Source organism: Aeromicrobium piscarium, from assembly GCF_007421815.1.
Lineage (GTDB): Bacteria > Actinomycetota > Actinomycetes > Propionibacteriales > Nocardioidaceae > Aeromicrobium > Aeromicrobium piscarium.
In genome coordinates, this window is the sequence record NZ_VLNT01000015.1 from 41,603 (window position 1) to 54,081 (window position 12,479).

15 protein-coding genes are annotated in these 12,479 nt (G+C 67.7%); 10 read left to right on the plus strand and 5 right to left on the minus strand.

Going from position 1 to position 12,479, the window contains the following annotated elements; all coding sequences use genetic code 11:
- The first annotated feature begins 20 nt into the window (after positions 1 to 20).
- The 6 genes from leuC to FNM00_RS18875 all read left to right on the plus strand — a co-directional run bounded on the left by leuC (position 21) and on the right by FNM00_RS18875 (position 4,494).
- On the plus strand, positions 21 to 1,433 hold the full coding sequence (gene leuC / locus FNM00_RS14900) for a 3-isopropylmalate dehydratase large subunit (RefSeq protein ID WP_143914340.1): 1,413 nt from the start codon (positions 21 to 23) through the stop codon (positions 1,431 to 1,433).
- 2 nt (positions 1,434 to 1,435) lie between these two features.
- Positions 1,436 to 2,035, plus strand: coding sequence for a 3-isopropylmalate dehydratase small subunit (gene leuD, locus FNM00_RS14905; protein WP_143914341.1), 600 nt, complete (start codon positions 1,436 to 1,438; stop codon positions 2,033 to 2,035).
- Between the two features lie 203 nt (positions 2,036 to 2,238).
- Complete coding sequence (locus FNM00_RS14910; RefSeq protein WP_143914342.1) at positions 2,239 to 2,559, plus strand: hypothetical protein; 321 nt, start codon at positions 2,239 to 2,241, stop codon at positions 2,557 to 2,559.
- Positions 2,560 to 2,594: 35 nt separating this feature from the next.
- Positions 2,595 to 3,332 (plus strand): lysophospholipid acyltransferase family protein, encoded by a 738-nt coding sequence (locus tag FNM00_RS14915; protein WP_143914343.1) that lies wholly within the window; start codon positions 2,595 to 2,597, stop codon positions 3,330 to 3,332.
- On the plus strand, positions 3,332 to 4,333 hold the full coding sequence (locus tag FNM00_RS14920) for an NAD(P)H-dependent glycerol-3-phosphate dehydrogenase (RefSeq protein ID WP_143914344.1): 1,002 nt from the start codon (positions 3,332 to 3,334) through the stop codon (positions 4,331 to 4,333). The genes FNM00_RS14915 and FNM00_RS14920 overlap by 1 nt, the downstream gene beginning before the upstream one ends.
- The gene (locus FNM00_RS18875) at positions 4,330 to 4,494 is read left to right on the plus strand and encodes a hypothetical protein (protein WP_185973176.1); all 165 of its coding nucleotides are present in this window, start codon (positions 4,330 to 4,332) and stop codon (positions 4,492 to 4,494) included. Before FNM00_RS14920 ends, FNM00_RS18875 begins: the two co-directional genes overlap by 4 nt.
- A gap of 6 nt (positions 4,495 to 4,500) precedes the next feature.
- Here FNM00_RS18875 and FNM00_RS14925 read toward each other — a convergent pair whose 3' ends face one another.
- A complete protein-coding gene (locus FNM00_RS14925) occupies positions 4,501 to 5,544 on the minus strand; it encodes a trans-sulfuration enzyme family protein (RefSeq protein WP_143914345.1) in 1,044 nt (347 codons plus the stop codon).
- A 36-nt stretch (positions 5,545 to 5,580) separates the two neighbouring features.
- Here FNM00_RS14925 and FNM00_RS14930 point away from each other — a divergent pair, with 36 nt between their 5' ends.
- Complete coding sequence (locus FNM00_RS14930) at positions 5,581 to 6,648, plus strand: D-alanine--D-alanine ligase family protein (RefSeq protein WP_143914346.1); 1,068 nt, start codon at positions 5,581 to 5,583, stop codon at positions 6,646 to 6,648.
- A gap of 7 nt (positions 6,649 to 6,655) precedes the next feature.
- Here FNM00_RS14930 and FNM00_RS14935 read toward each other — a convergent pair whose 3' ends face one another.
- Complete coding sequence (locus FNM00_RS14935; protein ID WP_143914347.1) at positions 6,656 to 6,892, minus strand: Lrp/AsnC ligand binding domain-containing protein; 237 nt, start codon at positions 6,890 to 6,892, stop codon at positions 6,656 to 6,658.
- A gap of 82 nt (positions 6,893 to 6,974) precedes the next feature.
- Here FNM00_RS14935 and FNM00_RS14940 point away from each other — a divergent pair, with 82 nt between their 5' ends.
- Entirely contained in the window at positions 6,975 to 7,925 is a 951-nt protein-coding gene (locus FNM00_RS14940; protein WP_143914348.1) for a thiamine-phosphate kinase, read from the plus strand.
- Between the two features lie 93 nt (positions 7,926 to 8,018).
- Here the strand turns inward: FNM00_RS14940 and FNM00_RS14945 are convergent, their stop codons facing one another.
- The 3 genes from FNM00_RS14945 to FNM00_RS14955 form a co-directional block, all read right to left on the minus strand.
- Positions 8,019 to 8,504, minus strand: a complete 486-nt coding sequence (locus FNM00_RS14945) for a DUF2505 domain-containing protein (RefSeq protein WP_143914349.1) — start codon at positions 8,502 to 8,504, stop codon at positions 8,019 to 8,021.
- A complete protein-coding gene (locus tag FNM00_RS14950; protein WP_143914350.1) occupies positions 8,501 to 9,280 on the minus strand; it encodes a PspA/IM30 family protein in 780 nt (259 codons plus the stop codon). Before FNM00_RS14950 ends, FNM00_RS14945 begins: the two co-directional genes overlap by 4 nt.
- 185 nt (positions 9,281 to 9,465) lie before the next feature.
- Complete coding sequence (locus FNM00_RS14955) at positions 9,466 to 10,821, minus strand: SLC13 family permease (RefSeq protein WP_143914351.1); 1,356 nt, start codon at positions 10,819 to 10,821, stop codon at positions 9,466 to 9,468.
- A gap of 129 nt (positions 10,822 to 10,950) precedes the next feature.
- On the opposite strand from FNM00_RS14955, the gene FNM00_RS14960 reads away from it, so the two are divergent.
- Positions 10,951 to 11,568 carry a FadR/GntR family transcriptional regulator gene (locus FNM00_RS14960; RefSeq protein WP_246065196.1) on the plus strand — a complete coding sequence of 206 codons (618 nt, stop codon included), beginning with the start codon at positions 10,951 to 10,953 and terminating at the stop codon, positions 11,566 to 11,568.
- Positions 11,569 to 11,673: 105 nt separating this feature from the next.
- Positions 11,674 to 12,441 carry a sulfite exporter TauE/SafE family protein gene (locus FNM00_RS14965; protein WP_143914353.1) on the plus strand — a complete coding sequence of 256 codons (768 nt, stop codon included), beginning with the start codon at positions 11,674 to 11,676 and terminating at the stop codon, positions 12,439 to 12,441.
- The last annotated feature ends 38 nt before the right edge of the window (positions 12,442 to 12,479 follow it).

Consider the following 12,479-nt stretch of genomic DNA (forward strand, 5'->3'; position numbering starts at 1 on the left):
AGTAATCCGGAAGGCACCACATGTCGAAGACACTCGCTGAGAAGATCTGGGACGACCACGTCGTCCGCCAGGCGACGGGAGAGCCCGACCTGCTCTTCATCGACCTTCACCTCCTGCACGAGGTGACCAGCCCTCAGGCGTTCGACGGGCTCCGCCTCTCCGGGCGCGTGGTTCGTCACCCCGAGCTCACCCTCGCCACCGAGGACCACAATATCCCCACGACCGACCTCGACAAGCCGATCGCGGACCCGGTCTCGCGGACCCAGGTCGAGACCCTGCGGCGCAACGCCTCGGAGTTCGGCGTGCGGCTGCACCCGATGGGCGATATCGAGCAGGGCATCGTCCACGTGGTCGGTCCGCAGCTCGGGTTGACGCAGCCGGGCATGACGATCGTCTGCGGCGACTCGCACACCTCCACGCACGGCGCCTTCGGATCGATCGCCTTCGGCATCGGCACGAGTGAGGTCGAGCATGTGCTGGCGACGCAGACCCTCCCGCAGGCCAAGCCGAAGATGATGGCCGTCGAGGTGACCGGACAGCTGCCCGAGGGATCCACCGCCAAGGATCTGATCCTCGCGCTCATCGCGCAGGAGACCACCGGCGGCGGGCAGGGCTATATCGTCGAGTACCGCGGAGAGGCCATCCGCGCGCTGACGATGGAAGAGCGCATGACGGTCTGCAATATGTCGATCGAGTGGGGCGCCAAGGCCGGGCTCATCGCCCCCGATGAGACGACCTTCGAGTACATCAAAGGCCGCCCGCACGCTCCCGAGGGCGAGCAGTGGGACGCGGCGGTCGAGTACTGGCGCAGTCTCGTCACCGATGACGATGCCCACTTCGACAAGGTCGTGACGCTCGACGCTGCGCAGGTGACCCCGTTCGTGACATGGGGAACGAATCCGGGCCAGGGCGTGCCGCTGTCGGATGCGGTGCCCAGCCCGGCCGACTTCGACGATCCGACCCAGCGCGAGGCCGCCGAGAGCGCGTTGCGCTACATGGGGCTCGAGGCGGGAACGCCGATGCGCGACATCAAGGTCGACACCGTCTTCATCGGCTCGTGCACCAATGGCCGGATCTCGGATCTGCGTCGCGCCGCCGAGCTCATCAAGGGCCATAAGGTCGCCGACGACACTCGCGTGCTCGTGGTGCCCGGCTCGGTGCGAGTGCGTCTGCAGGCCGAGGAGGAGGGCCTGGACGTCGTCTTCAAGGATGCCGGAGCCGAATGGCGTGGTGCCGGCTGCTCGATGTGTCTGGGCATGAATCCCGATCAGCTGACACCGGGTGAGCGCAGTGCATCGACGTCCAACCGCAACTTCGAAGGCCGTCAGGGCAAGGGCGGGCGTACTCACCTGGTCTCGCCGGATGTCGCCGTCGCCACCGGGGTCCTCGGCCACCTGGCCAGCCCCGCCGATCTGGAGAAGGCAGGAGCCTGAGCATGGAGAAGTTCACCCAGCACACCGGTGTCGGCGCCCCGCTGCGGCGCTCGAATGTCGACACCGACCAGATCATCCCCGCGGTCTATCTCAAGCGCGTCACGCGCACAGGCTTCGAGGACGGGCTCTTCGCCGCCTGGCGCAGCGACCCGGAGTTCGTGCTCAACCAGGATGCCTATCGTGACGCGACGGTGCTCGTGGCCGGCCCTGACTTCGGCACTGGATCGTCGCGTGAGCACGCCGTCTGGGCGCTGCAGAACTACGGCTTCAAGGTCGTCATCAGCCCCAGGTTCGGTGACATCTTCCGTGGCAACTCCGGCAAGGCCGGTCTGCTCGCCGCGCAGGTCGACGACAAGGTCGTCGCGGCGCTGTGGGAGTACCTCGAGGCCAACCCGGGCGCTTCGGTGAGCGTCGATCTCGAGGCGCGCACGGTGAGCGCGGGGGAGGGGCCGGACCGGATCGAGGACTCCTTCACGATCGACGACTACACGCGGTGGCGTCTGCTCGAGGGCCTCGACGATATCGCGATCACGTTGTCCCATGAAGACGACATCGTCACCTACGAGGGCCGTCGGCTGAGCTTCAAACCCGCGACACTCTAGGCGTTTTCGCAGATGAGGGGCCGTCCAGCAGTGTGCTGGGCGGCCCCTCCTGCGTCTGCGTCATCGCGAGGCTGTACCTTGTATAGAAGACAATGTATAAGAGGTACCTGCTCGGGTGTGGACAACCACGCGATGATGACGCGATCTGTCTGTCCACCGTCCTATGGTCAACCACACCCAGCCCGCAGACGGAGGAAGCAGCCATGTCGTCCCTACCCCCATCCCAGCATTTCCCGCTCTGGTGCGAGAAGGCGCACGCACCCGATGACCCGCCGGAAGCCCGGTACCACGAGCAGATCCTCGCCGATTTCCCGGCGATCATCGGCACGCAGGCCGATATGGAGCAACCGCCGGTGCCCGATGCCGACGGTCTGATCGTGCGCCGGATCCGCCACTTCGACTCCCCATCCACCTGGGTCGCCATCGAGCCGGCAGAGACCGGCGAGAACGGCCTCTTGGTTCACGAGGATGCCGCGATCCTGCTGCACGACGCTCTATCGGCGGTAACGCGCGAGCTGGGGTGATCCCGGCTCCGGTTCGCGACCGGTAGTCTCGGGGCATGGCCGCTCGTTCCATGCCGCGTACACTGCGCGTCGTCGTGTGGATCCTGAGGCCCTTGCTGATGGTCCTCACCAAACGAGACTGGCGTGGAGCCGAGCGCCTCCCAGAGCCCGGCTATGTGATCGCTGCCAACCACCTCTCGTGGACCGACCCGGTGCTGCTCGGGCACTGGATGGTCGATCACGGGATCGTGCCGCGCTATCTGGCCAAAGATCCGCTCTTCCGTGTCCCGGTGCTCCGGAGGATTCTGCTCAATACCCAGCAGATCCCGGTGTACCGGGGCACCGAAGGGGCCGCGGAGTCGATGCGCGCCGCCGTTGACGCAGTGGCGGCCGGCGGCATCGTCACGATCTATCCCGAGGGCACGATGACCCGTGATCCCGAGGTGTGGCCGATGAGTGGGCGAACGGGCGCGGTCCGCGTGGCGCTCGCCACGGGACGACCCCTCGTACCCATCGTGCAATGGGGGCCTCAGGACATCCTGTTTCCCTACGACAAGCGCCTACGACTCTTCCCGCGACGGACCTATCGTGTGCTGGTCGGAGAGCCGGTCGACCTCGACGATCTGGGCGCTGACCCGAACGAGGCACAGATCGTCGCAGCAACAGGGCGTCTGATGGATGCGCTCACCGACCTGTTGGCCGAGGTTCGCGGCGAACGCCCCACCGGCCCGCGCATCGACATTCACACACTCGGTGCGCCGCGCACCGGATACCGCCCCGAGGAGGAGCGCTGATGGTGACGACCGCTGTGATGGGTGCCGGTTCCTGGGGCACCGCCTTCTCGATCGTCGTCGCCGACGCCGGAAACGAGGTGCGCCTCTGGGGCCGTCGCGAGGAGCTCTGCGAGGTGATCAACCGCACGCACGAGAACCCGGACTACCTCCCGGGCATCCAGTTACCGGAGACCGTCGTCGCCTCGCACGACGAGGCTGAGATTCTCCGCGACGCACAGGTGGTGGTTCTCGCCGTGCCCTCGCAGCAGTTGCGCGAGAACCTGACGCGATGGGCGCCGATGCTGCGTGACGACGCCGTGCTGGTGAGTCTCATGAAAGGCGTCGAGCTCGGCACGCACAAGCGCATGACCGAGGTGATCGCCGAGATCACCGGCGCCGGTCCTGAACGGATCGCAGTCGTCACCGGGCCGAACCTGGCCAAGGAGATCGCTCGCCGCGAGCCCGCGGCCAGTGTCGTCGCCTGCGAGGACGCCGGGGTGGCCGGATTCCTGCAGAAGTGGTGCCACACCGAGTCCTTCCGTCCCTATACCAATACCGATGTGATCGGCTCCGAACTCTCCGGCGCCACCAAGAACGTCATCGCGCTCGCGGTCGGCGTCTGCGATGGTCTCGGTTACGGAGACAACTCCAAGGCATCGGTCATCACCCGCGGTCTCGCCGAGACCACCCGGCTCGGCGTGCGGATGGGCGCGGATCCGATGACCTTCGCGGGCCTGGCCGGTCTCGGCGACCTCGTCGCCACCTGCTCGTCGCCGTTGTCCCGCAATCGCACCTTCGGGCAGAAGCTCGGCGAGGGCATGAGTGCTGCTCAGGTCGCCGAGCAGACCCGGCAGGTCGCCGAGGGCGCCAAGTCGTGCACCTCGATCGCGGAGCTGGCGAGCCTGCACGGCGTCGACATGCCGATCGTCGAGCACGTGCGAACACTGGTCAACGACGAGATGACCCCCGACGAGCTCGTCGCCGCGCTCATCAGCCGTGAGGCGAAACCCGAGATCCGGTGACGCCGCTGCGGCTCGGGCGCGCGGTGCTGGGGCTCGCCGTCATCGCGATGGGCGGCCTGCTGCTCATCACCGGATCCGTCCACCGGTTGCTCGCGGCTCTGCTGACGGTCGCGGGCCTGCTCCTCGTCGTCGCGGCGATCACGCTGTCACGACGTTCCTGACCACGATCAGGCCAGGGCGGCCTCGATATCGGACCAGAGATCCTCGACATCCTCGATGCCGACCGACAGACGGATGAGACCGGCCGGGATCGTGGGAGCCTCGTTCGCATGACGCCGTCTGCGTTCCCACGTGGATTCGACACCGCCGAGGCTCGTGGCATAGCGCACCAGCCGGCTCGACTCGGTCGCTCGCTGAGCGCGCTGATCGTCGTCGAGCACCAGGCCGATGATCGTGCCGAACCCGGGATAGCGGACCTCGTCGACGAGGGGGCTCGCCGTCAGCCGTTCGGCCAACTCGCGGGCGTTGCTCTCGGCACGATCCAGGCGCACCGCCAGCGTGCGCAGGCCCCGCGTCGTCAACCAGGCCTCGAGGGCTCCCGGGATGGCCCCATGATCGTGACGATGCGCGCGCAGCGCGGCGTACAACTCGGGGTCACGGCTGATGGTGAGGCCCAAGATCACGTCGCTGTGCCCCGCGAGCAGTTTCGATGCCGAGTGGGTCACGATATCGGCGCCGAGCTCCAAGGGGCGTTCGCGTAGCGGGGTCCGGAAGGTGTTGTCGATCGCGACGAGTGCCCCGGCATCGTGGGCCGCGGCGATCAATGTCGGCAGATCGGCGACCTCCATCGCCGGGTTGGTCGGCGATTCCAGCCACACGTGAGTGGCGCCGCGCATCGCATCGACGGTGGAGGGTGTGTCCGACACGTCGACGAGCCTGACCTCCACGTCACCGCGCTGGCGGAGCTGGTGCGTCGTTCCGTAGTAGCCATGTGTCGGGGCGACGACCACACCGCCGGCGGGAACGAGGGAGAAGACCGCGGCAGAGGCCGCGATGCCGGAGGCGAAGGCCAGCGCGTCCCCGCCCTCGAGCTCGCCGACGATGGTCTCGAGCGGCGCCCAGACCGGGTTCCCGGCGCGCGCGTACTCCGCGTCGCCGCCGGGCACCAGCGCGCTCGCGAGCGTGATGGGGGCGCTGAGCGGGTCCCCTGGGGCGTGGGGCCGTCCGGCGGACACGGCGATGGAGGCGGGGGAGAGGTCGCGTGGCGTCATGGGTCCATTCTCCTCGCACCGGTAGTGTGCTGTTCGATGACCGGTACAGAGCGTGTGCGCGTGGCAGTGGTGTTCGGTGGGCGTTCCAGTGAGCACGGGGTTTCGTGCTCGACCGCCCGTGAGGTGATGGCGGTGATCGACTCGTCCCGCTACGAGGTGCTTCCCGTGGGGATCACGCCTACGGGGCACTGGGTCGAGGAGACCGGGGTCTGGGATGATCTCCCCTCCGGCACGCTGCCCTATGTCCGCGATGATCGGCCCGATTTCTCGTGGGATCGGTTGCAGCACGAGGTGGACGTCGTCTTCCCGCTGCTGCACGGACCCTGGGGCGAGGACGGCACCATCCAGGGCATGCTGGAGATGGCGGGCGTGCCCTATGTCGGCGCTGGCGTTCTCGCGAGCGCCGTGGCGATGGACAAGCCCTTCACCAAGACGGTGTTCTCCGCGGCCGGACTCCCGCAGTTGCCCTATGTCACGATCCAGCCGTGGGAGTGGGATGCCAAGCGTGAGCGCACCGTCGCTCGGGTCCACGCCCTCGGGCTGCCCGTGTTCGTGAAGCCGGCGCGGGCAGGGTCGAGCTCGGGCGTGACCATGGTGAGCGATTGGGGCCATCTGGAGGATGCCGTCGAGGGGGCGCGCAAGCTCGATCCCAAGGTGATCGTGGAGGCCGCCGCCCGCCACAAGCGCGAGGTCGAGTGCGCGGTGATCCAGGATCTCGGCGGTATGCCGATCGCGAGCGAGGTCGGCGAGATCGTCGTCGACGACAGCATCGGCCACACCTACTACGACTTCGAGGCCAAGTACCTCGACGGCACCAGCCAGAACGTCATCCCCGCGGAGATCAGCACCACGCAGCGCGATCGGATCCGGGCGTACGCCCTGCAGGCCTTCGACGCGATCGGCGGGGAAGGGCTGGCGCGGGTGGACTTCTTCCTGACCGACTCCGTCGACGGAGGCCTGGTCATCAACGAGATCAATACGATGCCCGGGTTCACGCCCTACTCGATGTTCCCGAAGGCCTGGGAAGCCAGCGGGATCGCGTACCCGGAGCTGGTGGAGCGACTCCTCGCGCTCGCGCTCGGCCGGAGCACCGGCCTGCGCTGAGGTCGACCTAGATCCGCACGACCGGGCAGGTGAGCGTCCGGGTGATGCCGGGGACCTTCTGGATGTGCGAGATCACCAGCGCGCCGAGCTCGTCCACGCTGGGTCCTTCGATCCGAGCGATGACGTCGTAGGGACCGGTGACATCGTCTGCCACGACGACGCCGTCGACATCGGCGATCGCGCGGGCGACCTCCGCCGCCCTGCCGACCTCAGTCTGAACGAGGATGTACGCCTGAACAGCCATCGGTATTCCCTCCTATGAGACCGCCACGACACGCTATCGCAAACGGCTCAGTCGCGCCCCTCTCGGCTGGGACAATCAAGGCGTGAGCAACGACGATCAGACCATCGCCGCCATCGGGGAGTTCGGACTCATCGACCGAGTGACGAGGTCGATCGGGTCGAGTGAGTACGTCTTGCTCGGCCCCGGTGACGACGCCGCGCACGTGGCGACCGCCGACGGGACCTTCGTCGTGAGCACCGACATCCTCATCGAGGGCCGTCATTTCCGTCGTGACTGGTCGTCGGCCCTGGACATCGGCCACAAGGCGGCGGCCGCCAATCTCTCGGACATCAACGCCATGGGTGGCGTGGCCACGGCGCTGACCCTGGCCTTCGCGGCTCCGGCGGATCTTCCCGCCCAGTGGGCCGACGACATGGTGGTGGGTTTCGAGACCGAGTGCGCCACGGTCGGCGCCCATCTGGTCGGTGGAGATGTGTCGGCCGCCGATCAGGTGGTCATCTCGGTCACGGCATTCGGTGATGCTGAGCGTCCGGTCACGCGAGGGGGAGCGCGCGCCGGGGACGTGGTGGCGTACGCGGGCACCCTCGGACTGTCGGCGGCCGGCTATGCCGCGCTCAGCCGCGGTTTCCGGTCGCCCAAGGTGGCCGTCGACGGGCATCGGCGGCCCTCCCCGCCGTATGCCGCCGGTCCGGCGGCGGCTGCTGCCGGAGCCACGTCGATGATCGACGTGAGTGACGGTCTCTTGGCCGATCTCGAGCACATCTCACGGTCCAGCGGCGTGGCGATCGATATCCAGGCCGAGCGTCTCGACGTCCCGGAGGCCGTGGCGACGCTGGCGAGCGCGCTGGGTGGTCTCGATCCGCTCGGCTTCGTCCTGGGCGGGGGCGAGGACTTCGCGCTGGTTGCCACCTTCCCCGGCGATGCGGAGGTTCCGGCCGGCTGGACCGTCATCGGCGCCGCTTTCGCGGGCGAGGGTGTCACCGTCGACGGGGAGCCCTACACCGGCTCGACGGGGCATCGCCACTTCGCCTGAGCGCAGGCGCCGGACATGATGGTGGCGTGCCACGCGGAGGGGGTCGCGTGACACGCCACGAAGATCGTCCGGCCCGCCTGCGGCCCGGACGGGTCAGAGCCGAGCGGTGCCGAGCTCCACGTCGGTCTCCAAGGCCTTGACGATCGCCTTGCCGACGACCGGTTCGATCTTCTTGCCGACGAGCGGGATGGACACCTTGACATCGCCATCGACGACGAACTCGGTGGCGTCCCCGCTGCCGTTGAGGGTCGCGGTGCCCTTCATCTGGGCGGGTTGACCGAGGATCTCGACCTTCACATCGGCCGAGCGCCCACCGGCGGAATCCGCCGGGCCCCAGGCCTCGGTCTGGACGACCTTGACGGAGTTGCCGGTCAGCTTCTTGACGAACTCGGGCATGTCATCGGCCGGCATGGTGCGCTTGATCGTGACGGTGTGCCCGCCGCCGTCGGCTACGACGTTGACGTCGTAGTCCGTCGATCCCTGGGCCTCACAGCCGGATTCGCGGAACGAGGGGTCGACGATCAGCGCATAGACCTCCTCGATGGCAGCGGGATAGGTGTAGCTCTCGCTGAGCTTCATGCGGGGTTCTCCGTTTCGTCCGGTTGACTGGTGAGGGAGCTCTGCGGGGTGCCCGATCCGGCGCCGAGCTGCTTGAGTTCGGCCAGTCGTGCCTCGACCTCGAGCTGGGTGGTGTCCAGCTCGAGTTCCTCGAACTGTGCGTCGATGCTCGAGGACGCGAGCTCGGCCTGTCCGGCGACCTGGGCCTCCACCCGGCGCACCTTGTCCTCGAATCGCGACAGTTCGCTCGTGGGATCCAAGATATCGATCGACTGAACTGCCGACTGCACCTGCGCCTGAGCTTGCGCGGTCTTCTGGCGAGCGACGAGCTGATCGCGCTTGACCTGCAATTCGCCGAGCTTGCCGCGCATCTGCACCAGACCGGTCTTGAGCTTCTCGACGACCTCGTTCTGCGACTCGATCATCGGGGCCGCCTGCTTGGCCTCGGTCTCGTGCTGGATCTGCTTGCCGAGTGCGACCTTGGCGAGGTTGTCGAAGCGGGAGGCCTCGCCGTCCTGCCCGCTGGAACGCAGCGCGTCGGCCTTCTGCGAGGCGGCGAGGGCCTTGGCACCCCAGTCTTTGGCGTCCCGCACGTCCTCGGCGTGGTCGGACTCGGCGAGACGCAGGTTGCCGATGGTCTCCGCGACGGCCTTCTCGGCCTCCGCGATTGAGTTCGTGTAGTCGCGGATCATCTGATCCAGCATCTTCTCGGGGTCTTCGGCCCGGTCGATCAGCGCGTTGATGTTGGCGCGGGTCAGTTGGGCGACGCGGCCGAGGATGGACTGCTTCTGAGCCATCGGTCACTCCTTCGTCTGGACGATGATTCGAACCTACCGGGTCGCGACGACTCGCGTCAGGACATCCTCCCGACCGCCGAATCACGCCCCAGCCCTGGCGGTGAGCTATCCCGCACTTTGAGCGGTGAAGTGCGGGATAGCTCACCGCTCACGGTCGGGCGAAAGGTCCATCGCTCGGTCAAGACCTAGGCCGTGGGCAGCACGAGAACGGCCCAGGCGACCGCAGGTGCGACGACGACGATCGACATGCCCCACTGCATGAGGCGCTTGAACACCATGTCGCGATCGCGCGGCTCGGCATTGGCGACCACGAGTGCGCCATTGGTGGAGAAAGGGCTGCAGTCGACGACCGAGCTCGCGATGCCGAGCGCGGCGATCAGAGCGATCGCGTTGACCTGATCGGTGAGCAGGAAGGGCACGGCCAAGGGGATGAGAGCACCGATGATGCCGGTGGTCGAGGCGAAGGCCGAGACGACGGCACCGATGAGGCAGATGAGCAGTGCGGCGACCAGCGGGCTGCCGACATCGGCCACACGGTCGCCGAGCCAGTCGACGACGCCCTGGTTCTGCAGCAGCGTGACATAGGTGACGATGCCGCCGATCAGCAACACGGTGCCCCAGCTGATCTTCTCGACGGCGCCCTTGGCGGACTTCGGATAGACCAGGGTCAGGACGACCGCGATGGTCAGCGCGGTGAAGCCGACATCGAGGTCGAAGCCGAGGGCGCCCACCATGAGTGCGACGAGGCCGAGGAGCGTGACGATCCGCTGCGGGTTGAGCCGGAAGTCGACCTCGACCGACTCGTCGGAGGAGACGCTGCGGCCGGCTTCGACCGCCGAGTGCGGTGTGCCCGACGGGCCGGGACGCGTCGCCTCATGACTCGCGGCCTCCGCCTCGGCGCCCATCGCGTTGACCCTGGCCTGTTCACGGCCCCGGGAGATGAGTTCGCGCCCGCCGAAGGCCAGATAGGTGACCACGGCGATCAGCGTCGCGGCGAGGAAGGTCGCGACGAACAGGAAGGCGGGGCTGCCGGGGAGTCCGTTGGAGTCGACCACGCCGTTGGTGATGGAGCCGAAGATGCCGATGGGGGAGAAGCTGCCGGCGGTAGCGCCCTGGACGACCATCATGCCCATCATGACCGGATGGATCTCGTAGCGGAGCGCGAAGCCCATCGCCACGGGGGCCACGATGGCGACTGCTGCGGGGCTCACGGCGCCGATCGCGGTGACGAGTGCGCAGACGGCGAACATGGCCCAGGGGACGAGGGCCACCCTCCCTCCGACCGCGCGTACGGCACCGTGCACGAGCCAGTCCACGGTGCCGTTGTTCTTGGCCAGCGCGAACAGATAAGTGACGCCGACGAGGATCACGAAGAGGTCAGCGGGGAAACCGGCCAATACGTCATCGGTCGTGGAGCCGTAGACGCTGAGGCCGACGACGAAAGAGGCAACGAGCGCCAAGGCGCCCATGTTGACGCCGCGGATCGTCGCGACCAGGAAGACGATGGCGAGAACCGTCAACGCGATGAGTGCGTGAGACATGGGACTTCTCTCAGAGGGTTGGGATCAGATTGGGTTCGTGTGACCGGTGTCATACGGCGAATGGCGTCTACTATGACAAGTGGCTAGGCCACTTGGCAACTCGGCCACTGAAGTATCTATGATGGAGCCGTGGCAAAGAACCCCGTCAACCGTCTCTCGCCGGTCCGTCGCGAGCGCCTGTACGAGAGCCTGGCGGCCCATATCTCGGACTTCATCGAGGCTCAGGGGCTGGTCGGCGGCGACCGTCTTCCTCCGGAGCGTCAGTTGGCTCAGGAGCTCGGCGTCAGCCGTGCGACGGTCTCGCAGGCGCTCGCGGCGCTGGAGACCCGAGGTCGCGTCGAGGTCCGCCACGGGGTGGGTGCGATGGTGCGCGACCCTGCCCCGGCCAGCCCCGACGCGGGGAGCGGGGTGCGGCTCGAGGGCCGTCCGGTCCGTGAAGTCGTGGTCGCGCGGGAGGCGATTCTAGCTGGAATGGCAAGATCAGCTGCCGTGAACCCGCAGTCCTCTCTACGGTTGGCGATGCTGGCCGATGACGGGCGGCCGCGGTCCTTCGAGCACACCTTGCGGAGTATCCGCAAGCTCGCCGATGCGCCGCTGTTGGCCGATCTGGACGACATGATGAGCGAGCAGGCGCCCGCGCCGCAGGCGTCTCCGGACTTGCTGCGTGCCCTCGATGCCGTCGCCGAGGCGATCATCGCCGGTGACCCCACTGCCGCAGCCGTGGCATGCCAGGGCATGCTCGACTGAGCTCTCGATGCCGAGTGTCCGACTCGTCGTGCCGGTGCGGGGGTTGTCGAGAACAGCCTGAGGGTGGTTCAGTGGCCTATCCAATACGATGTGTGGGGAGGGGCGATGGGTGCCGCCGAGATCGCGCTCGTTCTCGCGGCCGGGTTCGGTGCCGGCATCCTCAGCTCATCGGTCGGGGTCGCGTCGCTGCTGAGCTTCCCGATCCTGCTCGCGGTCGGACTTCCCCCGGTGGTCGCCAATACGACCAACACGGTGGGCCTGATCCCGGCTGGCGCCGGCGGGGTCGTCGGATACCGCGAGGAACTGCGCCAGGTGCGTGGCCTGGCGGTGCGGGTGGTCGTCCTGACCGGGCTCGCGGGGAGTATCGGGGCCGCGCTGCTGCTCGGTCTGCCGTCCAGCGTCTTCGAGTGGGTGGCGCCATGGCTAATCCTCGGCACCTGTCTATTGGTGGGAGTGCAGCCGCGGATCTCGCGCTGGCTCGCGGCACGCCATCCCGAGGGAGAGAACCGGCCCGCTCGAGTCCGGCTCTCTCCGCTGACCACCGTGTTCGTCGTGCTCACGGGTGTTTACGGCGGCTACTTCGGCGCCGGGGCCGGCGTCATGATGATCGCCGTCCTCGCGATCGGGCTGGATATCGACTTGCGGATCATCGGTGCTCTGCGGACGACATCGGTCATGGCCTCGAATGTGGTCGCGGGAGCGGTCTTCGTGGTGGTGGCCGATATCGACTGGGCTGTGGTGGCACTGCTGGCCGTCGGCTCGATCTTCGGCGGGTACGTCGGCGCGCGGATCGCCCGGCGCATGCCGGCGCCGCTGCTGCGAGCCGGGGTGGTGGCGGCGGGCATCGTCGCCGCCATCACGCTCTGGACCTGAGCTCCTCCGGTCTCCCCGCCGCCGCGAAGCGGTGAGCG